The organism is Ehrlichia chaffeensis str. Arkansas, assembly GCF_000013145.1.
GTDB lineage: Bacteria > Pseudomonadota > Alphaproteobacteria > Rickettsiales > Anaplasmataceae > Ehrlichia > Ehrlichia chaffeensis.
In genome coordinates, this window is sequence record NC_007799.1 from 703032 (window position 1) to 730009 (window position 26978).

Here is a 26978-nt window from a genome sequence, read left to right on the forward strand (position 1 = left end):
CTTAAACTTTAAAACTCTATATATTAACTTATAGCACACATGTTACTAATCAACAAACACTGATTTAACAATTATTGATACCTATCTTACTTAAATAAAAACTATAGTACTACATTTTAGAAATGAAACATAATATACCAACAAAAGCATCTCATAACATATAACTAATAGACACACATGTTGTTATACACACAACTTTCCATATTGAAATTACACTTTTTCATTTTATCATCTAATAAAAATAAAACTACTAATACGAGTAACCTTTATCTCTAAATTGCAATAAAATTAATTTACCATGATAACTAAAATCATGTAGAATGTTATCTTGCTATATTACTTTATAAAACCTATACCAAGAATCATCTCAACAACAACAAACTTTGACATGTCTTGATATAGGTAGGGTTTTTTCCAAAAAAATACAAGGATACCATTGATATTATACAAAATCATCACCTAAAAGCTTTATAACTTAACATAATACCATTCTTAGTATTATTTTACCTAACAGAAATATCTTCTACACTTCTTCTCTTAATTTACCTACACCACCTTTGTAGATATCTGTGATCAAACTCATTAGATATTAACATCCTATATATACACTATTTATTCATGTGACTTTGTATAATATTAAGGTCACGTTCAATTCCAGCAACAGAAATATCCATTAACTCTGTCATTACTTCAGCACGCACTCTATATCGCTGCTCTCTCTCTTCTCTTTCTTGTGCCCTAGCATGTTCTTCCTCTACAAAACCCTGACTGTTTACTGCGCTTTGAAGATCATAATCCCATGCTAATACTTGACGCATCTCTGGTCTTTGTCTTCGGGTATCATCCTGTTTTGTACTTCTTGGAATACAACTTTGACAACATGAAGAATCATTTTGTGTATTATCCTGTTTTGTGCTTCTTGGAATACAACTTTGACAACATGAAGAATCATCAGGTTTTTGTTTGGATACTACAAAGTCTAAATCTAATCCTGAAAAATATTCCAAGTCACGGCATTCATTAAATGCACAATCATAAGGACCTCCAGGTATTCTACCTAATACAAGGTCTCCATAATAACCAAGGTTACCACAAGTAAACACTTTACCATCTCGGTCAACATTAGAAGATACATCTTGCCTAAATTCATCAATTTTAGATTCGCTAACTACAAGGTATATATGGAAATGTGCAGAACGAGTGAATGGCCCCAGATTCCGTTTACCTGTCAAACGACGTAATTCTGGATCATCTCTTAAAATATAAGCTGGTATATTACCCTTTAATAAAAATATAGTGTCTCCCGTGTTCGGAATAGGTAATTTCTCATCCTTATGAGTTTGAGTAACACGCACTAGTGTCTTACCTCTAGGTCCAGTATTACCTATTACATAACACGACTTTAGATTTACTGCACATATTGAAAGTTTATTACATAAACTCAGATTATAAGTCGTCCTTCCTCTAATATACTGTCTGTTTAGCATATACATAACCACTATAATTTAATAATATTATTCCTATATATCATATTAATATTACAAAAACTCTGCAATACCTTAAATTACGGATAATATTGCTATAGAATATCACACAACAATATATTATAAATTATAGAATACTATATTATTATGATATAAACACAGTTTTATGAAAAATCATAGACCGTACACCCATGTACGTCAAACAATTCCGTATCCAAGAAATTACAGCAGTTTTATATTACTATGATAGATCTTATACATATAAAGCAATATACATTTCTGTCATGCTCCCTGTACTATTAATTGACCATATTATATAACTTAACATTTGAAACATGGATTACCACCTCCTGTAGGAAACCAGAGAATCCCAGGTTTTCTATAAAGTTAGAAATATTTTTTCAATATTACTTATGCTTTTCAGGAAACTGAGATTCAATGCCTTCAATAGAAAGACCCATTAATTGTGTCATGACTTCGGCTGCTAGTTTATCCTTATCTTGTCCACTACCAGAACTCTCAGATACTACATCTGCACCTGATACTTCTTGTTGTGCTGCAGCTTGTTCTACTTCAGCCTGTTCTACTTCAAAATATTTCGTAAAATCTTCTTCAGATAAAAATTTTACATTACTTAAACCACCAATTTGTACTAAGTCTCTTTCTTCACTAAAATCTTCATCATATTTTGTACCATGACCTCTAACGATTACAATCCCACCGTAATTACCAAGACCTACAAAATTTTTTCGACATAGTGACATATTACTTGCCGCATGTAACAGAAACGGATCAAGGTTTTTACTATGCACCATATAGTATACACTTATGTTATAATAAGCAGTTAATATACCAGGTTCACCCAGTAAACCTCTTAATTCTTCATCATCTTCTACTGCAGCAGCCGGTAACCTACATCTAAGTAAAAATAGGTTACTCCTTGGACCTGGAAGAGGTAACTTTCTTCTTCGATGAGTTTTAGTACTCTGCACTATTAACTGACCTTTAGAATCAGTAATACCTATTGGATAAACTGCTTGTAACTGTACACAATCAAGAGTTAATAACTTTTCCTGTAACAGGGTATTAAATTTTATTTTATCAGTTAAACATATTTCACCTAACATACAACATAAAATTGTCTACATAATATATTTCTATATTAACTTTTATTATGATAAACTTCAATTAAAAATTGTATTCATTAATATAAAAATATTCTAACCGCTGAATATGGATTTTTATAAGATTTATTATATTTAATAAATCAGCAAATAAAATAATTTACACAATCCCATAGTATTCAAAATCCATTTGTTACCTACACTAACACAGAATATTACAACTAATATTTATTATTTATATACAGACAATAGTATGAAAACTCCTACCAAATGCAGAATCATAACATCAACAACTTGAATGACGAAGTAAGACAAGTACTGTTTTTATTCATATTAATCATACGATCTTTTTAGTTCAACGCTGCACACCAGGACTACTACTTACATTAGATATAACAACATCTTCTAATTGTGCCACTACTCTCTCCAAACGCCGATTTGACTGATTTGATTGTTGTTGCAATACACTTTGTTCTTCATTACTCCCCGTCTCTAAATCTACAAAATCCGAGCTGTTAACAAATTCTCGCTCTTCAGTCTTATAACAACAACTTCCTACACTTTTTGAGACTAAAAAGGTTGCATCTAACCCTACAAAAGTTGCTAAATCTTTTGTTTCATCAAAAACATTACTATATGGTCCACCATGTACATGACCCAATATAATATTACCATAACAACCAAGATTATTATAAGATCGCCCATTTCCTAATGATGTTTCTAGAAACACTCGAGCATAAAACCGATTTACCCTGTTTTCTGGTACTAGAAGGTAACACTGAAATTTTAGACTACGAGTAAACATTCCAAAACTACTTCCCAGCAAACCACGCAACTCTGGATTGTTTAATACTTGATCTTTTGATAAACTACCTTTTAGTAAAAATAAAACAGATCCTGAAGCTGGAACATGTTTATAAAGTGGATCTTTATGAGTCTTAGAGGCATGCACTAACATTCGCTCACCTTCAGTATTACCTATTACGTAAGCTGACTTCAATCTTATTCCGTAACAAGATGACAATGCACTACATAAAGCTTTATTATAAGTTTTTCTGTTTTGTACATTTCTATTATTAAACACATTTAACCTATTACAATTTTAACATTCCCAATATGTTATCGCATAATAGAAGCTTTTCAATTATTAGTAGTTACGAGCATGCTAAATACAATCCATTAATGTAATATATTTTAACCATGAGATCAAAACGGCTTCATATTAACTTTTATAATGGATTAAGGACAAATACAGATTGAAAATAGTAACATTTTACTAACCAATAAAAAAAACTTTAAGACAAATCTCAACTACATACTAAAAATACACTTAGGCAAGCATAACGAAAACAACTAGCATTACTACTTTAGATATCGTCTTTAAGATTTGACTATTTTAAACCACATAACTTGTCATCCTACTGATCATATTAAGACAAACCTCAACTACCATATTTAAAAATATACTTAGGCAAGCATAACGAAAATAACTAGCATTACCATTTTAGATATCGCCTTTAAGACTTGGCTATTTTAGACCACATAACTCATCATCTCTACTGATCATATTTTCAAATTGAACAGAGATATTCTTTAAATATGTAATCACTTCATCTTTACTAATCATAGCTTCAAGTTGTATAGAAAGATCTTCTAAATATTGAATCATGTTATCTTTTGACTCACATTCACGACTTTTTAGTATCCGATGTTTAGATTGCTGAAAACTAGGTACCACTCTTAAAGCTCCACCTACTGCACCTAAGGATGAATCATCACTATTATCTACTGATTCTATTAACTTCTGTACTTTTTTACGTGACAATAAACCTTTCTCTTCTTCCAAAAGAAAATCTGCATTTAACTGCGCAATATTCTTTAAGGCTTGATACTCATTAAAATGTTTATCACTATCTCCTCCACGTACTCTAACAAATACAAGTTTACCATAAGAACAAAAATTAAAAACATCCTTATATCCATCATACTCTACTACTTGTTTCCATATATTGTAAAAAAAATCTGAAAAACATTCTGCCTTAGCCATAAAGTATAAATTGAGCTTAACATAGCGCTTCAATATTACAGGACCACCTACAAGAGACCTAAGCTCTCGATCTTGCATTACTACACTACGTGGTATTCTACACTTTATTAAGAAAAGATTCTTTCCTAGATCTACACCCACACCTAAAGAAAGATTTTCTTGAGTTTTAGTAACTCTAACTAATAATTTACCTCTAGGGCCATTAGTACCAATTAAATAACACTCTTTGACTTGAAGCTTTAAAAGAGAGGTTATCTTAGCACATAGAACACTATTACATGATATAAGATCTTCTAAGGATTTATTACTAAACATATACTACCACCAAACTTACCTAATTTTATTATGATAGTATGTATTTTTTAATTAAAATAAACAAATTATACAAATAAAGATGATGATTTTTACACAAACTTATACTGTAATTTTTCTGTCTCTAAACTTTTACACTAAATATAGTTAACTACTACAACTTACAATGCTTTCATTATAGTGTATTACCTGAAACTATTAATATTGAATACAGTTCATTATCCTATATCTCAAAAATATTTATAAATATGATTTCATCTATAAAAAGCACCATTATAACATTACAAAATCATGTTTTACCGTCCTTACTGATCACCTTCTCAAGCTCAACAGAAATATTCTGTAATACCGTAATTACTTCATTTACCATTGGTGGAACTTCTTTCTTCTTTTTCGGATGTTTGGCTGCTATACCTTCACCACCAACTGCACCTAATTTTGACTCATCTTGCGTAAATATTCCACCGAGTAAATCATCTGTTGGAACTTCTTTCATTTCCAGATGTTTGCCTACTACACTTTCACCACCAACTGCACCTAATTTTGACTCACCTTGCGTAAATATTCCACCGAGTAAATCATCTGTTGGAACTTCTTTCATTTCCAGATGTTTGCCTACTATACCTTCACCACCAACTGCACCTAATTCTGACCCATCTATAGTAGATCGTACTATCACTTTTTTCTTACTTGACAGTAAACCTTTGATTTCTTGTTGTACAGTAAAATTTGCTTTTAATTGGGCTACATTTGCTAAAGCTTCAAACTCATCAAAATCTTTATCATTCGATGCAGTACGTACTCTAGCATATACAAACTTTCCATAACCACAAAAATTTGCAAAACGTTTATACTTTCTATAGTGTGTTTTCCGCCATACATTAAGAAAGAAGTCTGTAGCAGATCCATCGTTAACTAAAAAGTACATATTTACTTCAAAAGTACTAGAAAATTTGGCAATAGGATTAATCGTATTCCTTAACGGTTCTTCCTCCATTACAAAACTACTTGGCATTCTACACTTCATTAAAATCAGCTTATTTCCTGACTGTGTCCCAAAAGGTATTTGCTCTTGATCTACATGAGTTTTAGTTACCCTAACATTTAACTCACCATTAGAATCAGTCGTACCTATGACAAAACATCCTGAAACTTCAATAAATGGCAAACTTGTTACTTTTTTACATAATAAATCATTATATTTTTTTTGATCTTCCAAAGACATTTTACTAAACATATACTAATCTCAATATAATACTTTTACTTATTATGAATTATAATTAATTTATATATAAATTATAAAAGCACATCTAATATCAAGTCAAGTATATCAAAACATATAATACAACAAAAAATTGTTATTCTTACTTAGAAACCAACGCAAATTAATACTATAATAATAAAAAATACTAATATTTTTAATAATACTGACTCAATTCATCCATTAATTTCTTTCCCATATTAATACCTGATTTTTCCGCATCACACTCATTAAAGCAGCAGCTTGCAAATACCATATTTTTTTCATTTGCAAGCATACAAGACATATGAATTGTATCGTTATTAACGTACTGAGCTAGCGCTGCTAATGGCGTATCACAAGAACCATTAATTGTTTTTAAAAAACTTCTTTCAGCCATTACACAAACGTAAGACTGATGGCAATTTAAAACCTTAATCTTATTTATTATACTATGATCATCAACTCTGCATTGAATACCTATTGCACCTTGTCCTACTGCACTTAACATTATTTTAGGACTTAATATTTCTTTAATTACATCACATCTATTTATTCTGATTAATCCAGCTTCAGCCAATACTATACCATCAAATTCACCAACATTAGCCTTTAATATTCTAGTGTCTATATTACCTCTAACAGGAACTACTTGAAGATCTGGACGCAAATAATTTAACTGTACTTTTCTTCTCACAGAAGATGTACCTATGGTTGCATTAAGAGGAAGTGATTTTATATCTTTATGCTTAGATGAAATAAAAACATCATATGGGCTATTACGTTTTAACACACAAGGAATGATCAACCCCTCACAATAAAATGCTGGTATGTCTTTTACTGAATGCACAGCTAAATCTACTTTCCCCATTAATAATGCTTCCTCTATTTCCTTTATAAATAAGCTTTTTCCACCTATAGCACTCAGAGGAACCTGATTATTGATATCTCCAGAAGTCTTAATTTTAACAATTTGAACACTAATTTCAGGAAAATATCTGTTTAACAGATTTTTAATTTCTAATGTCTGTGCTATCGCTAAAATACTTCCTCTCGTCCCAATTCTTATATTCATAATGAATTAGCAAAATACTCATAAAAGCTCAATAATAACAAAACTATACGCCACATGCTACAGCATTTATAAACAAATCAAACGAAAACCCAATATCAAGCTTGAATATTCAATCAATATAGCTTTATATGCAATCCATTTATACTAACTTAAGTATAACCTCCTTTATCAAAAGCCCTAAAAACTAGGAACTCATAAAAATATAATCTACAGTATTGATAATTTAGCTTGATGCTATTAAATATATGTTAATTAATAACCCTTCTACTTCTAAGATATAATGCCTTTAATGGATAAGAAATAATAACTAGCATACATTATAAACTCACATAAATTTACAATATTACACTCAGTTCCCATGCTGAGAATCATTAATAAATACATGACAGAAGGATACCGTGTTACCTTAACTCGACTTTCTCTATAAAAACTTCAAGATAATAATAAAACTGCATGTATCAAATTAAATAACTCTGCAGAAATATATTACTCCATACTGTTTTCTAATAAAACATCTCCGGCTAAATATAATGACCCACAAATTAAAATTGTAGACTTTCTATTACAATCTCCTACTTCTAATATTTTAGAAATTGCATCTGCCAAAGTCTTAGCCGCAACAGCTTTTATACCTAATGACAATGCAGTCTGTAATAGTTCTGCTGCAGTTTGAGCTCTTGGTTCAGATTTTATACAAACACTAGACAAGAATTTTATATAAGGTTTTAAATAATTTAAAAATACAGCACTATCTTTTTCTCTAGTCATTCCAATAATAATGTACAAATCTCCTAATTCATTATTCTGTATCCAACGTGATAGCATTTCACCTCCGGCAGGATTATGAGCCCCATCTAAAAACAAATCCCAAAGTTGAGGCACCATTTTAGATAGGAAACCAGTAGTAATTTTTTCTAATCTAGCTGGCCAATAAGCTTCTTTTAAACCTTGAACAATATTTTCATAATCTATATTATACCCAAACTTACCAGAAAGTATACTACAAGCAGCTATGGCATTACCTGCATTTATTATCTGATGTTCTCCACGTAATGAGGGCAATGGAAAAAGTAACTCATCAACACTACTCTTAAAAAGCATACTATCGCCTTTCCTTTCACAAAACCAATCAATTCCCCCTCGGTATAACGGAACGTTTTTCTTAATTGCATGATATTCTAGAACGTTCATTATTGATTCTTGATCTTGTGGGGCAATAACACAAGTAACATTCTCTTTCATTATTCCAGCTTTCTCACCAGCTATTAATTCAACAGTATTGCCTAATGCTTCTGTATGCTCTAATGATATTGAAGTAATAATATTTAATATTGGGTGTACTACATTTGTTGCATCAAGACGTCCACCAACACCTGTTTCTACTAATACAATATCTGCGTCAACTTTTGAAAATGCTAATAATATTGCTGCAGTTGTACCTTCAAAAAAAGTAACAGGGATACCCTCACTGGCTTCTCTACAAATCTCTATAACCTCATGTAAATATTGATCAGATATTCTTTTTCCAGCAAGGACTACTCTTTCATTAAATTCTACTAAGTGTGGCGAAGTGTAAATATGAGTTTTTAGACCTGCAGAATTCAAAATATAACGTATAAACGATATAGTTGACCCCTTACCATTAGTTCCAGCAATATGTATCACTGGAGGTAATTTTTTTTCAGGATTACCTAGCCTATCTAATAATTGTCTCATTCTACCAGGAATCATATCACAAACCAGATCAGCCGGTGCTAAACCTATAGGTTTAGGCCAGTGGGGCATACTTACCATACCCTACCTCCTTAGGTAACTCAAAAAAAATGATTGCATAACTAGATACAAGATATTATATACCCTATCCAATAAATATCAATACCCAAACTTTTAAAAAATTAGATACCCAACAACAAATCTTAAATTCCTAATCTATTCACAGTTATTTTTATAATTGAGTTTAATATCCATATTCATGAAAAGACGATATAAGTTACAAATACCTGATTTTCAAAATAAACAATAGATTTTCAGTGAATTACTTTCAGTTTATCAAGTATATTTTTAAATTACCAAAAATTTAATTGTTTTATCGTAGATAATATGGTAATTTACAGCCACTCTTATCTACTTACTCAAACATGAAAAACATTTTAAAATTATCTATTGCAGAAATGCATGACAACTTAAAAAAAAGAGAATTCTCCGCTGTAGAATTAACTAAACTTCATATTGAAGCAGTTAACAACGAAAAATTAAATGCTTTTATAACCAAAACACCAGAAATTGCTTTAAGTGCAGCTGAAAAAGCAGATTACATCTTTACACATCAAAAAGAAAATTTAACTCCTTTAACTGGAATTCCAGTGGGTATAAAAGATTTATTCTGTACAAAACACGTTAGAACAACAGCATGTTCTAACATATTAAAAAATTTTACCCCTCAATATGATTCAACTGTTACTAAACGGCTACTTGACAATGGAGCTGTCATGCTAGGAAAGTTAAACATGGATGAATTTGCGATGGGATCATCAAATTCTAACAGTTGTTTTGGACATGTAAAAAATCCATGGGTAAGAGCAGATGGTGTTGAAGTTGTACCTGGAGGATCATCAGGTGGTTCAAGTGCTGCTGTAGCAGGATTCTTATGTGCTGGTGCTTTAGGTAGTGATACAGGTGGATCAGTACGTCAACCTGCAGCACTATGCGGGATAGTAGGGCTGAAACCAACATATGGAAGATGTTCAAGGTTTGGTATGATAGCATTTGCTAGCTCTCTTGACCAAGCAGGAGTACTGACACGTACAGTAGAAGATGCATCCTTAATGTTACAGTCAATTTGTGGATATGATATTCAAGATTCAACTTCTGCTAATATAGCTGTCCCTAAATTTTCTGAAAGTATTACACATACAATTAAAGGTAAACGTATTGGCATACCAAAGGAGTATGAATTATCGGGTAAATATCAAGAATATACTGAAGTTTCAGAAATGTGGGCCAAGGGAATACAATATCTCAAGGATGAAGGAGCTGAAATTATAGAAATTAGTTTACCACATACAAGTTATGCATTACCTGTATATTATATTATATGTTCTGCAGAAGCATCTTCTAACCTTGCAAGATATGATGGAATAAGGTATGGAGCACGCATATCATCTGATGACATTAATGAGATGTACGAGTTAACACGTGGACATAATTTTGGAACAGAAGTAAAACGCAGAATATTAATTGGAGCATATGTATTATCATCAGGATATTACGACGCATACTATAATAAAGCACAGCGTATCAGACACTTAGTAATAAATGATTTTGTTGAGTCATTTAAAAAAATTGACTACATACTGACTCCTACTACCCCTAAAGAAGCATTCGCAATAAACGAACAATTAGATACATTAACTATGTATTTAAATGATGTATTCACCGTTCCAGCAAGTTTAGCAGGATTACCTGCTATTTCCGTTCCAATAGGATTATCAAAAAGTAACTTACCACTTTCTTTACAAGTAATAGGTAACTATTACGATGAGGGAGGAATTTTAAATGTAGCTAGTATTATAGAAAAACATACAGGAAAAATTTTAAAATAGAGGGTAACCATTATGGCTGGTCATTCACAATTTGCAAATATAAAACATAGGAAAGGAGCTCAAGATGCAAAAAGAGCTCAAAAATTTACAAAATTAATCCGGGAAATTATTGTAGCTGCAAAACAAGGATTACCAGATCCAGAATTTAACTCTAGATTAAGGTCTGCAATCATTGCAGCTAAAAAAGAAAATCTTCCTAAAGACAGAATTGATGCTGCAATCAAAAGTGCAACTGGAAATACTCAAACTGATAATTACGAAGAAGTAGTATATGAAGGTTATGGTCCAGGAAATATAGCCCTTATGATTCAAACTTTAACTAATAATCGCAATAGAACAGCAGCTGAATTAAGACACGCTCTATCAAAATATAATGGTAAATTGGGAGAATCTGGAAGTGTAAGTTTTCTTTTTAATCATGTAGGAGTCATAGCATATAAAGCTTCATCTATAGACAGCTTTGACTCATTGTTTAACACCGCTATAGAATTACACGCTTTAGATGTTGAAGAAATTATACAAGATGATACTCAAGAAAAGATATACTATGTCATTTGTAATGTTCAAGATTTTGGTAATGTAAGAGATCAACTATTTCATAAATTCTCTGATGCTGAGTTTTCTAGACTATTTTGGAAAGCAAGTGATACTGTAAAAATAGAAGATGAAGAAATACAAAAGAAAATTTCAAATCTAATGGATCTATTAGAAAATAACGATGATGTACAATATATAGACAGCAACTTTACTTTCTATTAAAACTACAATGGTAAGATTGAATTAGTTAGGTGTATAAGTTATAATATTTTTATATTGATCTTTTAGTATCACTATTCAATATAATACACGTATATGAATGGGTGAAAATGATGCACTGTGTGAATAAGTGTTATTTTTCTGCAGAACTACCACCCAACAACGGTTAATCTTTCTTTAACAATTTATAGCTTGCGTTCCTAATATAGGTTTTGTATTCTATAATTAGTTATTCGATTATGGTATTTATGTTAAAGTTGTTATTATGCTTATTTTTGTTGTATATTTTAATAAATCGAGTAAAATCTAACAGTTAATTTTTTCTTATACTATTATGATCACGAAATCCTATGCTGATGAAGAGTTAGTAAGTTTAGGTAAGGCTTTACAGTTGATTCGGGGTCATCTTTGACATTGACAATTTAACAAGTTTATTAGCTGACCTTAGTCTGCAGTGTTCTAGTACGTCCCTGTGGGATGACAATTCTTTAGCACAACGTATTCTATGTGAACGTGCTAGAATATCTAAAACTCTAAACTCATTTACAGAATTAGAGGAAGAGTATAATTATTATACTGAACTATTATCCGTTATAAATAATGATACAGATGAACTACTAAATGAGTTAGAAGCAGGTTTAGCAAAATTAAAAGAAAAGGTTCAAAAAAAAGAAGTTGAATGTCTATTTTCTAATGAAGCAGATCATAATGATTGCTTTATAGAGATTCAATCTGGAGCTGGAGGTACAGAAAGCAATGATTGGTCTAGTATGCTTTTCCGAATGTACGTAAGGTGGGCAGAAATATACCATAATTTTAAAACAGAAATTGTCCATAAGCTAGATGGAGAAGAAGTAGGAGTAAAATCTGCTACTATAAAAGTAATAGGAGATAATGCATACGGGTGGGCAAAAACTGAAAGTGGCATTCACAGACTAGTACGTATCTCTCCTTTCAATTCAAATGCTAAACGTCATACTACTTTCTCAAGTATATTAGTTTCCCCAGTAATTAATGAAGATACTAATATTGAAATCCTCGACAAAGATTTACGAATAGATACATACAGAGCATCTGGAGCAGGAGGTCAACACGTTAATAAAACAGAAAGTGCTGTACGTATTACACATATACCATCTGGAATTGTAGTACAATGCCAAAACAATAGATCTCAACATCAAAATTTAGCTGAAGCACATAATTTACTAAAAAGCAGACTGTATCAACTAAAATTACAAGAGAAAGAAAAAAAAATGGCAGAAGAACACAACAAAAGATGCAATATAGGATGGGGTAATCAAATTAGATCATATGTTATGCATCCATATCAAATGGTAAAGGATATACGCACAGGGCATGAAGTAGGTAATGTAAATTCTGTATTAGATGGGAACTTAGATTCATTTATCATATCAGCACTTACAACAAAAATATAATTCTATTGATAACACATAATCTCAGCACCATTACAATATCTAAGTACTACTTCATTCACTTGTATACAATATACTCGACAATAACAATAAATAGATTAATAGTTACAAAATACTATAACTGTTGCCTAATTTTTATTATATTAACTACTTTAAACCCAAAAAAAACAGAAATCTTTTCTATAATAATTGGAATGGCATATTGTATATTAATTGCCACACCTCCATTATTCACAACAAGATATAAAACTCCTGTGTTCATAGCATTTAAGAACGATAGTTTCTTTGGCTTAGCAACTTGTGATATTTCTTCTCCAACAATATTGTTCCAATTAAAAAACAGAAGTACTTCAATCTTACTAATATGATTCTTATCACATTTATTTAATATTAACTTTTCAACAGCAGACCCTATAGTCTTAGGGCCAGATCTAAACAACATGTTGTCTACCTCACTCTACTATATGGATTTAGATTATAACCACTAAAACAACATTTATTTAATATTAATTTCTCAACAGCAAACTCTATAGTCTTAAGGCCAGATCTAAACAACATATTGTCTACCTCATTCTACTATATGGATTCATACTACAACCACCAAAACAACAAACATCAATCTCACTAGTTAGACTTACGTCGTCACTACTACTGTCTATTTCTATATCTCTTCCAGTACATAAACAGGTATCTTCTATAGGTCCAAAGTTAACACCATCTAGTACCACATCCGACACTACTATATTGCTCCAATATATACTCATAACATATTTTCTTGCACCATTAACTAACTCCTGAAGAGTACAACTAGGTCCTAATGACGCTTGCAGTAAATTGAGAGCAGGAGAGATATCTAACCCTATTAATTTATAACTAGCAAATGTAATTATTGAATATGGATCATTACCTAATAGTGAATCTGGCTCACTACCGAAGAGTTGTTTTACCTCCTCGACCATATCATGCTTTCCTTCTGCATTTAAAATATTTTTAAGTAACATATTTGACCTAGTCTCAGGCTCTATAGCATCTTGAAATTGATGAGCCGCAAGAGCAAGCATCCCAGCTACAATATCATCTTCTCTTACTTTATCACTAAGTAGCTCCAAAAATGATCTACCAGATGTTGTAAAACGATTCTCTAGATTACGATATGAAGATAGTCTGTCATGTGTCTCAAAAAACTTATATTTTATTTTATCACCTAGTACAGGCAAATCGTCGTCATTAGGATTTAAATCCTTTTCAATAATATAATCCCGGAATAAGCGTACTTTTTGAACTAGTGTTTTATCTTTCAACCTATCTGCACTACTTAAAATTGATGCAGGGCTAAAGTGCAGTAAAAAAGACAAAGCTAACCTACCGTCACCGCTATTAACCCAAGCTTCTGAGTCTTGACAATCATCAGATGGAAATATCAATGTCGGACTACTTGGACATGAACGCAATAGACCTCTTAATACCACCTCATACAAAGTTATAGTATCACCACCATCACTAGCTGTATGAGATTTATCCTCAACTTTCTTATGTAACAGGAAATCCATATAGTCTTTACTTAGCTGTCGCCTATAATACGTATAATACATTAGTAGGTTCCCGCCTTCCATTTCCACATACTCAATATTCATTGATGCATCGTCTTGGTATTGACTTCGAAATTTCTCACTATTTTTATTAAATTTAGTTATGCAATATAAACCTGGACCTTCAATCTGAGCAGCTTGTTGATTGTTAAACAATACAGCACATTTACGACTACCATCTACACCAACATTAACCGTTTTTTGAGAACATAATCCATATTTTCGAGTTACTTTTAATACAATACTTTTCTCTCGTTTTGGTCCTAAATTCAGTATAGATGCACGATCATCACACTCGATTTTAGAAATCTCATTACCAAAATTTAATCTCCTTACTGTGTTTTCAGTCAAGGGGACAAATACTATTACTTGCTTACCTTCTTCAATAGATGGTAAAGCAGCCTCAATCTTTGTATAGGATTGAGAACACATCATAGCTATGTGTACAATAGTGACAAGCATAGCAATAGCCATCACTGCCATAATTAATATAGCAGCCACATTTAAATATGGATATGACCCACTAATATCGTTTCTAAAGCGATATAATAAAGCTGCAGCAGCAAAAATCAGAAAACATGTGAGTAATACACTCAAAGATTGGGTTTTATTCATTTTCTAAGACCAACTAATTTTAAATAGGATGTATATTATAGAATTCATTACTTAATTAGTGTAACACATTACATAAAAATTGTACAGTACATTAAAAAAACAATGCCTTAGGTTAACAAACTTATAGCAGTATTACTTAATATGAAATCACTAATTTATATACCAGCAGCTCTATTAACTATAAAAATAATTAACAGTATGTATCATTATACATGATACATTAGTAATAATATTCAATACTAAATTTATAGTAACTATATTCAATATACCCTAAAGATGCAATATAGGATGGGATAATCAAATTAGATCTATGTTATGCATCCATATCAAATGGTAAAGGATATACGCACAGGGCATGAAGTGGGTAATATAAATTCTGTATTAGATGGGAACTTAGATTCATTTATCATATCAGCACTTACAACAAAAATATAATTCTATTGATAACACATAATCTCAGCACCATTACAATATCTAAGTACTACTTCATTCACTTGTATACAATATACTCGACAATAACAATAAATAGATTAATAATTACATACTATAACTGTTGCCTAATTTTTATTATATTAACTACTTTAAACCCAAAAAAAACAGAAATCTTTTCTATAATAATTGGAATGGCATATTGTATATTAATTGCCACACCTCCATTATTCACAACAAGATATAAAACTCCTGTGTTCATAGCATTTAAGAACGATAGTTTCTTTGGCTTAGCAACTTGTGATATTTCTTCTCCAACAATATTGTTCCAATTAAAAAACAGAAGTACTTCAATCTTACTAATATGATTCTTATCACATTTATTTAATATTAACTTTTCAACAGCAGACCCTATAGTCTTAGGGCCAGATCTAAACAACATGTTGTCTATCTCACTCTACTATATGGATTTAGATTATAACCACTAAAACAACATTTACTTAATATTAATTTCTCAACAGCAAACTCTATAGTCTTAAGGCCAGATCTAAACAACATGTTGTCTACCTCATTCTACTATATGGATTCATACTACAACCACCAAAACAACAAACATCAATCTCACTAGTTAGACTTACGTCGTCACTACTACTGTCTATTTCTATATCTCTTCCAGTACATAAACAGGTATCTTCTATAGGTCCAAAGTTAACACCATCTAGTGCCATATCCGGCACTACTATATTGCTCCAATATATATCCATAACATATTTTCTTGCACCATTAACTAACTCCCGAAGAGTACAAGCAGGTCCTAATGACGGTTGCAGGAACTTGAGAGCAGGAGAGATACCTAACCCCATTAATTTATAACTAGCAAATGTAATTATTGAATATGGATCATTACCTGATAGTGAATCTGGCCCACTACCGAAGAGTTGTCTTACCTCCTCGGTCATATCATGCTTTCCTTCTACATTTAAAATATTCCTAAGGCACATATTTGATCTAGTCTCAGGCTCCGTAGCATCTCGAAATTGATGAGCCGCAAGAGCAAGCATCCCAGCTACAATATCATCTCCTTGTACTTGATCACGAAGTAGCCTAAAAAATGATATACCACGTGTTGTAAAACGATTCTCTAGATTACGATATGAAGATAGTTTGTCATGTGTCTCAAAAAACTTATATTTTATTTTATCACCTAGTACAGGCAAATCGTCGTCATTAGGATTTAAATCCTTTTCAATAATATAATCCCGGAAGAAGCGTACTTTTTGAACTAGTGTTTTATCTTTCAACCTATCTGCACTACCTAAAATTGATGCAGGGCTAAAGTGCAGTAAAAAAGACAAAGCTAACCTACCGTCACCGCTATTAACCCAAGCTTCTGAGTCTTGACAATCATCAGATGGAAATATCAATGTCGGACTACTTGGACATGAACGCAATAGACCTCTTAATACCACCTCATACAAAGTTATAGTATCACCACCATCACTAGCTGTATGAGATTTATCCTCAACGTTCTTATTTAACAGGAAACTCATAGAGCTTTCAGTTAGCTGTCGCCTATTATACGTATAATACACTAGTAGGTCTCCAGCATGTGTTGTTTCCACATACTCAATACTCATTGATATATCGTCCTGTAATTCACTTCGCAATTTCTCACTATTTTTATTAAACTTAGTTATGCAATATAAACCTGGACCTTCAATCTGAGCAGCTTGTTGATTGTTAAACAATACAGCACATTTACGACTACCATCTACACCAACATTAACCGTTTTTTGAGAACATAATCCATATTTTCGAGTTACTTTTAATACAATACTTTTCTCTCGTTTTGGTCCTAAATTCAGTATAGATGCACGACCATCACACTCGATTTTAGAAATCTCACTACCAAAATTTAATCTCCTTACTGTGTTTTCAGTCAAGGGGACAAATACTATTACTTGCTTACCTTCTTCAATAGATGGTAAAGCAGCCTCAATCTTTGTATAGGATTGAGAACACATCATAGCTATGTGTACAATAGTGACAAGCATAGCAATAGCCATCACTGCCATAATTAATATAGCAGCCACATTTAAATATGGGTACCCACCAATATCGTTTCTAAAGCGATATAATAAAGCTGCAGCAGCAAAAATCAGAAAACATGTGAGCAATACACTCAAAGATTGTGTTTTATTCATTTTCTAAGACCAACTAATTTTAAAGGATGTAATAGAATTCATTACTTAATTAGTGTAATACATTACATAAAAATTGTAAAGTACATAAAAAACAACACTTTAGGTTAATAAATTTATAATAGTATTACTTAATATGAAATCACTAATTTATATACCAGTAGCTCTATTAACTATAAAAATAATTAACAGTATGCATCATTATACATGATACATTAGTAATAATATTCAACACTAAATTTATATAACTATATTCAAATATACCCATGAAGATGCAATATAGGATGGGATAATCAAATTAGATCTATGTTATGCATCCATATCAAATGGTAAAGGATATACGCACAGGGCATGAAGTAGGTAATGTAAATTCTGTATTAGATGGGAACTTAGATTCATTTATCATATCAGCACTTACAACAAAAATATAATTCTATTGATAACACATAATCTCAGCACCATTACAATATCTAAGTACTACTTCATTCACTTGTATACAATATACTCGACAATAACAATAAATAGATTAATAGTTACAAAATACTATAACTGTTGCCTAATTTTTATTATATTAACTACTTTAAACCCAAAAAAAACAGAAATCTTTTCTATAATAATTGGAATGGCATATTGTATATTAATTGCCACACCTCCATTATTCACAACAAGATATAAAACTCCTGTGTTCATAGCATTTAAGAACGATAGTTTCTTTGGCTTAGCAACTTGTGATATTTCTTCTCCAACAATATTGTTCCAATTAAAAAACAGAAGTACTTCAATCTTACTAATATGATTCTTATCACATTTATTTAATATTAACTTTTCAACAGCAGACCCTATAGTCTTAGGGCCAGATCTAAACAACATGTTGTCTATCTCACTCTACTATATGGATTTGGATCACAACCACCAAAACAACATTCATTTAATATTAATTTCTCAACAGCAAACTCTATAGTCTTAAGGCCAGATCTAAACAACATGTTGTCTACGTCATATTCTACTATATGGATTTGGATCACAACCACCAAAACAACATTCATTTAATATTAATTTCTCAACAGCAAACTCTATAGTCTTAAGGCCAGATCTAAACAACATATTGTCTACCTGACTCTACTATATGGATTTAGATTATAACCACTAAACAACATTTACTGAATATTAATTTTTCAACAGCAAACTCTATAGTCTTAAGGCCAGATCTAAACAACATATTGTCTACGTCATATTCTACTATATGGATTTGGATCACAACTACCAAAACAACAAACATTAGCCCCACTTATTATACTTACGTTGTCACTACTATTTTCCAGTGCCATATCTTGTCCAGCACATAAAGAGACATTTTGTGCATTTCCAAACTCAACACAGTCCAATACCATATTCGGTACTACTATATTTTTCCAATATATATCCATAACATAGCCTCTTGCTTTATCAACTAATTCCTGAGCAGTACAAGTAGGTCCTAATACACTTCCCATGAGCTTGAGAGCAGGAGAGATCTGTAACCCTATTAATTTACAACTATCAAATGCAATTAGTGAATATGGATCACCAATTAATGTTTGATCTGGATTCTTACCGAAGAGTTCTCGTACTTCCTTAATCATGCCATGCTTTCCTTGTTCAGATAATATACCAACAAAGAACATATTTGATTTAGTATCAGGAGCTAAATCATTCTGAAATTGATGAGCAGCAATAGCAAGAACCCCAGGTAAAATACCTTCTTTGTCCTCTTCTATTTTAGTACGAAGTAGAGTAAAAAATGAACTACCAGATGTTGTCAAACGATCCTCTATATTATTATATGAACTTATTTTCTCATGTGTTTCAAAAAACTTATATTTTATTCTCTCACATATTATAGGCAGATGTTCGTCATCAGGAGTTAAATCACATTGAGAAATATACCTCTGCAGAAGTTGTACTTTTTCAAGTACTTCTTTATCTTTCAAATTCTTTAGAGTACTTAAGATTGATGCAGGGCTAAAGCTCATTAAAAAAGACAAAGCTAATTTACCATCATCTCTATTAACCCAAGCTTCTGAGTTTTCATCACAATCATCAGATGGAAATATTAATGTCGAACTACTTGGGCATGACCGCAATAGACCTCTTAACATTACCTCATACAAACTTATAGTATCATCATCATCACTAGCTGTATGAGATTTATCCTCAACTTTCTTACTTAATAGGAAACTCGCAAAGTTTTGACCTAGAGTTCGCTTACAATACCTATGCCATACTTTTACTTTCCCGCCGTGCACTTCCACATATTCAACAGTCAATGATGTATCGCTCTTTAATCTATCTTGAAATACCCCACTCTTTTCATTAAGTTTAGTTACGCAATATAAACCTGGACCTTTGACATTAGCAGCTTGTTGATCGTTAAATAACATAGCACATTTACGATTAGTATCTACCTGAACATCAACCGTTCTTTGAGAACACAATCCATATTTTCGAGTTAATGTTAATACAATACCTTTCCCATTGCCTTGTCCTAAATTCATTACAGATGCACGAGTATTACACTCGATTTTAAAAATATCACCACCACCAAAATTTAATCTACTTACTGTGTCTTCAGTCAAAGGAACAAATACAAGTACTTCCTTACCTTCTTTAATAGATGGTAAATTAGACTGAATCTTTGTATAGGATTGAGAACACATCATAGCCATGTGTGCAACAATGACAAGCATAGCAATCGCCATAATTGCCATAAGTACCATAAGTAATATAGCAGCCACATGTAAATAAGGTGTCGTAGAAATATCTTTTCTAAAGTAATATACTAAAGCTGCAGCAGTAAAAAACAGAAAACATGTTAGTAATAAACATAAAGATTGGGTTTTATTCATCTTCTAAGACCAACTAATTTCAAATAGGATGTAATAGAATTCATTACTTAATTAGTGTAATACATTACATAAAAATCGTAAAATACATTAAAAAAACAATGCTTTAGATTAACAAATTTATAGTAGTATTACTTAATATAAAATCACTAATTTATATACCAGCAGCTCTATTAACTATAAAAATAATTAACAGTATGCATCATTATACATTAGTAATAATATTCAACACTAAATTTACAGTAACTATATTCAAATATACCTATAATTATCTTATAATTACATTAATTACCAATAACATGTTAAGTATAAAACAAAGAATTTACATAATATTATGCTAATCCATACCTTATCATAAATATCAAATTTTTACTACCTTTTTATACTACTCTACCTTTAGGACTATTTCCATTTGCTAATTTTTCAACAAAGCTACGTTTTAATGTGTCATTAGCAATATCACTAGTAATATCATGAACACTATAGATACCCATAGAACTAGACTTTGTATTAGACATACTATGACAACCCTCTTTAATATCAGCAGGATCTTTCTTAGAATCAGCACTACATTTATCTTTAGAAGCATTATCATCACTACCGTTAGCAATTATTCCTGATCTTAACCTAGGATTTACTTTATCTAATTGTTTAGAAGCCAAATCAACATAATACTTTACAGTAGAATCATTATACACATCATAATATTTATAAGATTTAAAAAGACTCATTAACTCCAACACATGTTCAGGACAGTTCTCAATATCTTTCAAACCATGAAGTAATTTCATAAAAACAGAATCCTGTGTATGTATAAACATAGCCTCTTTCAACATTTTATTAAATTCATCCTTATTCTTAACACTAATGTGTTCCTCCCTTACCAAGGATTTCATTTTATCATGAGCGTTATTTGCATGTTGAGATTTTTTAAAATTCAATTTACCAAGTAATGATATACATTTACGTGCATCACTAGAATACATTGCATACATACTAGGATGCTTACAAATAAATCTAGCAGATAATATAGCCAATATCTTCTCTTCTTCTGTAAACAAAGACGACATTAACTCTTGATCAAGTGTATCTTCATTAACTACATTGTTAGATAACAGCTTATCTAATATATTATTAAAATTTTTATCAAATTCAGGAAATAAAACATAATTACTACTATCAGATGTAAAAAAATTTTTAGGTTTCTCAACATTATGCACAGAAGCAATAGCATCTGTAAGACTTGCATCTAAAACTTTATCTGCAGTGTTTAAAGAACGTGATACTGTATCATCAAACTGTTTTTTAGAATGCCATTCTGCTATTTTACTTGTAATATGTTTAACATTACTCACCAACAGAGTAGATGCAATAACCATAAATATTTTGAGGGCTATCATACTAGGAATAACACTTGCAATAGATAGTGCTACAACCACTGCTAGTGCTGCAATCACAAAACCTATTGCTATTTTAACTGCCATTTTATAAGAAATTCTCATATAAATTATTTTATTAATTTTTATTAAGTTTTTTATAAATAATAATATTACTTATTAATAAAAATATATTAAATATTAAAATTTAATTTTTGTCTTTTTTATTGAAATCTTAAGATAATATAGTTATATTTTATCAAATTAGTAAATATATAAATATTTTTTAATATATAAACACATCACATGTTATAATTTATAGGAAATAATAAATCTAACATTGATATAAAAAAAGAAACTATTAAATATACTTAACATACTTTAATTCTACCACCAATAATAGTAACTTTAATATATTAGGTTACAAACAATACTGCCCCATACCCATACAATGTATTATGATATTAATATGCTATTATCATCATGTGTATAAGCACAGTAATATTGAATGCAGATGGAAAGTAATGCCTTTAATTATCTGTTTTTTATCGGTCACCCTATCAAAATTTGACACATCTTTATCAAAATCAAACTGCTTAATTATTCTTAAATTCAGATTATATACTGCTAGAATATATGATTTTCATTTATTACAACTTTCAAATACGTATACTTTTCCTTTTACTAAAGATTTGATTTGCTACAATACTGCTAATTTATCAGCACTGTTTTCTCATGTGCAATATCTACTTGAGAAATCATTTTAATGAATTCTATATTTCATTAGAATATACAGTACGCTATATAGAATATTTACAAACAAATCCAGCAGCTATTACACAAAACAAAGAACTCTCCACCCAATAGACCCTTCCGTTTTTATCGTAACAGCAGTTTAATCTATTATCTAAGACTTTATTGAATATATGGCTAATCTCAAAAAAAGTTGATGTTGTTGGTAGAGGTAGGGATTATTATAGATTGATGGTTACTATGGCATTAATATAAGGACTATTATCATTGTAATTCATCAGTAACTTTAACAATATTATCTACAACATCCTTAACAGTACAATATCGTAGTCTACAACTTCATCCAAAATTTTAGAAACACATGATTGTCATTCAATAGTGATTGATCAAGAAATAGATCTACAAGTTCTTTATCTTCTACTTTTTCTTTGAAAACACCACAATATAACACAGATGACAAGATAACCATAAATATTACACTAAGCAGTACAGAAATTATAATCTATCCACTTTTTTCGTATCATTGATACTATACAAACTATCAACAGCAGAAATATACTAGCACTAAAAATTACTAACACTTAAAAATAAATCACTTTCACGTAAATACTCTATTTAACTAGTATGCAATATAAATATATCATATATAGTATATTTTAGTATAATAATAAACATTATATACTTAATTATTAATTATTATCGAATATTTTTCTTAAAATAATTTAATAAGATTACACTTTAGTGTTAAACATCACATATACTTGAACTAACAATTTTATTATAAATCAATGAATTAATAACAATCTAATATAAAAAACCTAGTGCTCAAAATACAGAATAACAACTCTAGAAATGCCATTGAATGAATAAGATTTATCTTTCAGCAATATCAAGCAATTTGTTAACATAACTCTGTAAATTGATCATACATACTACATATGTATATTATGAACAATCCCATGTTCATACCTTCCACTCTTTTTACCGCAGTACAATTATTAAATGCTGTAGAACATTAACTCTATTTTTATATAAAAACCTAAGACATATAACAATGCACTACAATAACAATCAACTACAACTAAAAAACTCATAGAAATCACTGACTTTCCTACTTGATCCATCAATTCAAAAATATTTTTTACTACTTTGACAGAATAACTTCATCAAAATTTACAGTCAGTACACACACATTTCCCTTGAATATTTCAATTGATTAATCAAAAAATTGATAAAATAAAAAAAAATGCTTGATGTTAACGTAAATTATATTAAAAACCTTAATTTGGATTTTATTATGTATCCAACTATCAGTACCAGTAGTCAATGTAAACAAGGAACAGAGGGGTTAATTTATGAAATGTATTACAAAATAATAATAATAAAGAAGATGTTGCATCAAACATTGAGAAATTTGGTGAAAATGCTGAGAAGTTATATTATAAACTATTGAATAACATATGTTTTTCATATATGATTACTCATTAATAATAATTTACAAGTACCTAAACAGCAATATGGATAGATATACTGCATCCTAATAACCTGTTAATCAGCATTTTTATAAGTTATTTATATAAAAACCCTCATTTATAATTTTCTCACAACAAAATCTATTTAACTTATAAGCAAATAACATTTGTAACTAACATTCCTAGATTAGTAAAACTCTTTGAACCTACCGAACACAAAGTTTATTATAAACAAAATTACCCTTTTTTACATTATCAAAACAAACACCTTTTATAAAAAAACACTACAACTTCAATTGAAATATTTCAATAAAACCAGACCTAATAATATCATAATTATATATTTTTATTAAAAATTAAGAATAATTTATATAAATTAATGGCTTCCACGAGTCATTGCACTATTTCCTAAAACAGGCAAAATCGTATGTTGATACCATTTCTCACCAATAGACTCATCATTAGATTCTTGGGACATATCAATACTATTAGATAGATCCATCTCACACAATGGCCAATATATACTATTATGTCTACAGTTAACTGTTTCAGCAATTATTGTCATTAAAGATCGATAATTTCTCTCCAGGTAACAAAAATTGAAACTTTTCATTCTATTACATGCAGCATCTATAACATGTTGTTCTACTAAGGACGAATTATAAAGAGAAGTATACATTAAACTCACCAACACAATATCAAAAGAACTCCCAAAAGTAACTCTAGAATTGTCCAATCCCGTATCTAAATCTTTGTAGTATTCATTATAAGAAATTAAAAATGAATTAATCATTTGTTGGAACTCATCCTGATCCTTAAAAACACATATATCATATGAATCATAAGATATTATCATATTAGCAGTACAATATATATCTATATCTAAACGAGCCAACATTCTAATATAATCAACAATATTTTCAGGATAGGAATGCAACAAATAAGGCAAACAACACACAACTCTAGCGCAACATACTATATTTCTAAGTACATCCTTAAGTATATGTTTATCTAAACCAAATTGAGATGCATCATCATTATACCATACCTTTAATATCTGATCCTGAGTCATGGGTAAATCAGGACGAGTATGTAAAATAAACAATCCTACATCCAATTTAGCTTTTAACCTTGTATATAAAATATAATATTCCGCATCTTTAAATCTATTAGCTGCTTCTGCTTCACACTCTTCAAAATCAGCAAGACTCCAAGTAACCTTATCTACTATCCTAGCATAATCATAAAAACTTGAAAAAACACTAAAAAGACATTCTTCCTGATTCATAATCATACTCAATTCTTTAGAAATAAACATCCTATTATAAGGAGGACCACTATATGCCATATTAATCATCAATCTATAATAATCCCTACCGCTACTAACAACATCAACTGCATCATAATGGGTTACTTCTTTAACCTTTTCTATAACATCCTCTATAGTACCTAATAATCTGGTCACTTTATCTGTTTCAAAGGAAGAAACTCGTCTATTATTTTCAATGACAGTCTGTTCAAAAATTTGAGAGATTATCTCCTGAACATTCAGCACACTACAACAATTGTCTATCAACTCAACCTCAAAACCAGATTTTCTCATGTTACAGATACGTTCAATAATAGGTTCATCATCCACAGCCTTAGGCTCATCATATTGTCCAATTATATTAGAAGCTAAATCTATTTCCTGCGTAACTACAGCATGTGATCTATGTCCATATATACAATAATACTTAAAATAACTCATACAGAATATCTCTTGTAATAATTTAAACTTTTGATCATTATTAACCATCCTGTAAAAATCATTTTCATTACCAATTTCGGATACACAGTCATGCATGTATTCACGAAATACATTTGATAAAAATTTACATAGTTCATCCTGACTAGAAAAACTATATACTTTATTTCCTAGTAATCTTATTATTTTATTAGCCGAATTTAGTCTTTCCTGATATGGTACTTCCTCTATAGATAAATTATATAACATGGCAATTTTATCATATGCACTTTCAGAATAAGTTGCATACAAAGCTTCATTTCTAATAATTAATTGTGCTGCTAATATAACAAATGTAAAATTCTCTTCTCCTAATAAATCTTTCACCTTTCTAATATCAACAGGATTATGTTCAACAAACATGCCAGCACATATTAACTTATCTAAAATATAATCAAAATACCCTCTAAACTTTGGAAAAAGAAGAACATCACGACTACCATGTACAACATTGAGATAATGGTTTCTACAAGGATAAGATTCCATCTCAGAAATACCATATGGCTGAGATATAAGCAATTTAAGGTTTTGGGATATAGAACATAAATTACGATGGATAGAATAATTTGCAGCATAATGCTCTGGTAAAATAGTTGTACTATACTCAGGAACGTACCTATTTAGTATAATAGGCTCTGGTTCTACAGGTAAAGGTGTATTCTCATCTTTACGAGTCAATAATCTCTTATATACAGATTTAAGTAAAAATATAGAACATATTAAACAACATGATAAAAGCGCTATAAACTGATTGATAGATACTTTACGCGTAATGTACATATACAATAATACAACAGAAGCA

At 30.4% G+C, this 26978-nt stretch carries 19 protein-coding genes and 3 pseudogenes; 6 read left to right on the plus strand and 16 right to left on the minus strand.

Translation table 11 applies throughout. The features are described from left to right. Positions 1-608: 608 nt before the first annotated feature. The 7 genes from ECH_RS02905 to ECH_RS02935 all read right to left on the minus strand — a co-directional run bounded on the left by ECH_RS02905 (position 609) and on the right by ECH_RS02935 (position 9076). Positions 609-1487, minus strand: coding sequence for a DUF3023 domain-containing protein (locus tag ECH_RS02905; protein WP_011452763.1), 879 nt, complete (start codon positions 1485-1487; stop codon positions 609-611). A 404-nt stretch (positions 1488-1891) separates the two neighbouring features. Further along, positions 1892-2611: a DUF3023 domain-containing protein gene (locus tag ECH_RS02910; protein WP_006009855.1), complete on the minus strand. Its 720-nt coding sequence runs from the start codon at positions 2609-2611 to the stop codon at positions 1892-1894. 352 nt (positions 2612-2963) lie between these two features. Beyond that, positions 2964-3692: a DUF3023 domain-containing protein gene (locus ECH_RS02915; RefSeq protein ID WP_044147810.1), complete on the minus strand. Its 729-nt coding sequence runs from the start codon at positions 3690-3692 to the stop codon at positions 2964-2966. A 444-nt stretch (positions 3693-4136) separates the two neighbouring features. Beyond that, positions 4137-4970 (minus strand): DUF3023 domain-containing protein, encoded by an 834-nt coding sequence (locus tag ECH_RS02920; RefSeq protein WP_006009850.1) that lies wholly within the window; start codon positions 4968-4970, stop codon positions 4137-4139. Between the two features lie 286 nt (positions 4971-5256). Continuing rightward, the gene (locus ECH_RS02925) at positions 5257-6204 is read right to left on the minus strand and encodes a DUF3023 domain-containing protein (protein ID WP_080502266.1); all 948 of its coding nucleotides are present in this window, start codon (positions 6202-6204) and stop codon (positions 5257-5259) included. Positions 6205-6385: 181 nt separating this feature from the next. Beyond that, positions 6386-7282, minus strand: coding sequence for a hydroxymethylbilane synthase (gene hemC, locus ECH_RS02930; RefSeq protein ID WP_006009846.1), 897 nt, complete (start codon positions 7280-7282; stop codon positions 6386-6388). Between the two features lie 486 nt (positions 7283-7768). Beyond that, positions 7769-9076 (minus strand): bifunctional folylpolyglutamate synthase/dihydrofolate synthase, encoded by a 1308-nt coding sequence (locus ECH_RS02935; RefSeq protein ID WP_006009843.1) that lies wholly within the window; start codon positions 9074-9076, stop codon positions 7769-7771. A gap of 344 nt (positions 9077-9420) precedes the next feature. Between ECH_RS02935 and gatA the strand changes: the two genes are divergently transcribed. From gatA to prfB (ECH_RS02950), 3 genes are all read left to right on the plus strand, one after another. After that, the gene (gene gatA, locus ECH_RS02940; protein ID WP_006009841.1) at positions 9421-10884 is read left to right on the plus strand and encodes an Asp-tRNA(Asn)/Glu-tRNA(Gln) amidotransferase subunit GatA; all 1464 of its coding nucleotides are present in this window, start codon (positions 9421-9423) and stop codon (positions 10882-10884) included. 12 nt (positions 10885-10896) lie between these two features. Further along, positions 10897-11643, plus strand: coding sequence for a YebC/PmpR family DNA-binding transcriptional regulator (locus ECH_RS02945; RefSeq protein ID WP_006009839.1), 747 nt, complete (start codon positions 10897-10899; stop codon positions 11641-11643). Positions 11644-11974: 331 nt separating this feature from the next. Further along, positions 11975-13076 (plus strand): peptide chain release factor 2 gene (prfB, locus tag ECH_RS02950; RefSeq protein ID WP_011452767.1). Its coding sequence is split into 2 segments (ribosomal slippage): positions 11975-12049 and positions 12051-13076, totalling 1101 coding nucleotides; the frame shifts between segments, so codons are not numbered across the junction. Between the two features lie 112 nt (positions 13077-13188). Here the strand turns inward: prfB (ECH_RS02950) and ECH_RS02955 are convergent. Together ECH_RS02955 and ECH_RS02960 are read right to left on the minus strand one after the other, a co-directional pair. After that, positions 13189-13515: a DUF721 domain-containing protein gene (locus ECH_RS02955; RefSeq protein ID WP_006009837.1), complete on the minus strand. Its 327-nt coding sequence runs from the start codon at positions 13513-13515 to the stop codon at positions 13189-13191. Positions 13516-13636: 121 nt separating this feature from the next. Continuing rightward, complete coding sequence (locus tag ECH_RS02960) at positions 13637-15277, minus strand: hypothetical protein (RefSeq protein ID WP_011452768.1); 1641 nt, start codon at positions 15275-15277, stop codon at positions 13637-13639. Between the two features lie 274 nt (positions 15278-15551). Between ECH_RS02960 and prfB (ECH_RS04870) the strand changes: the two are divergent. Beyond that, a pseudogene (gene prfB / locus ECH_RS04870) lies at positions 15552-15712 on the plus strand (peptide chain release factor 2); the annotation flags it as partial. 109 nt (positions 15713-15821) lie between these two features. Here the strand turns inward: prfB (ECH_RS04870) and ECH_RS02965 are convergent. Beyond that, a complete protein-coding gene (locus ECH_RS02965) occupies positions 15822-16148 on the minus strand; it encodes a DUF721 domain-containing protein (RefSeq protein WP_006009837.1) in 327 nt (108 codons plus the stop codon). Between the two features lie 121 nt (positions 16149-16269). Next, positions 16270-17910, minus strand: a complete 1641-nt coding sequence (locus ECH_RS02970; protein WP_011452769.1) for a hypothetical protein — start codon at positions 17908-17910, stop codon at positions 16270-16272. Positions 17911-18177: 267 nt separating this feature from the next. Between ECH_RS02970 and prfB (ECH_RS04875) the strand changes: the two are divergent. Continuing rightward, positions 18178-18338 (plus strand): annotated as a pseudogene (prfB, locus tag ECH_RS04875) (peptide chain release factor 2); the annotation flags it as partial. 112 nt (positions 18339-18450) lie between these two features. Here prfB (ECH_RS04875) and ECH_RS02975 read toward each other — a convergent pair. The 4 genes from ECH_RS02975 to ECH_RS04955 form a co-directional block, all read right to left on the minus strand. Beyond that, entirely contained in the window at positions 18451-18777 is a 327-nt protein-coding gene (locus ECH_RS02975) for a DUF721 domain-containing protein (RefSeq protein WP_006009837.1), read from the minus strand. A gap of 359 nt (positions 18778-19136) precedes the next feature. Next, complete coding sequence (locus tag ECH_RS02980) at positions 19137-20792, minus strand: hypothetical protein (RefSeq protein WP_011452772.1); 1656 nt, start codon at positions 20790-20792, stop codon at positions 19137-19139. 377 nt (positions 20793-21169) lie between these two features. After that, the gene (locus tag ECH_RS02985; RefSeq protein WP_006009825.1) at positions 21170-22291 is read right to left on the minus strand and encodes a hypothetical protein; all 1122 of its coding nucleotides are present in this window, start codon (positions 22289-22291) and stop codon (positions 21170-21172) included. A gap of 958 nt (positions 22292-23249) precedes the next feature. Next, positions 23250-23387, minus strand: coding sequence for a hypothetical protein (locus tag ECH_RS04955; RefSeq protein WP_011452774.1), 138 nt, complete (start codon positions 23385-23387; stop codon positions 23250-23252). Positions 23388-24124: 737 nt separating this feature from the next. Here ECH_RS04955 and ECH_RS04880 point away from each other — a divergent pair. Further along, a pseudogene (locus ECH_RS04880) lies at positions 24125-24281 on the plus strand (GTP-binding protein); the annotation flags it as partial. Positions 24282-24766: 485 nt separating this feature from the next. Here ECH_RS04880 and ECH_RS02990 read toward each other — a convergent pair. Beyond that, positions 24767-26956 (minus strand): hypothetical protein, encoded by a 2190-nt coding sequence (locus ECH_RS02990; protein ID WP_143485404.1) that lies wholly within the window; start codon positions 26954-26956, stop codon positions 24767-24769. Positions 26957-26978 lie beyond the last annotated feature (22 nt).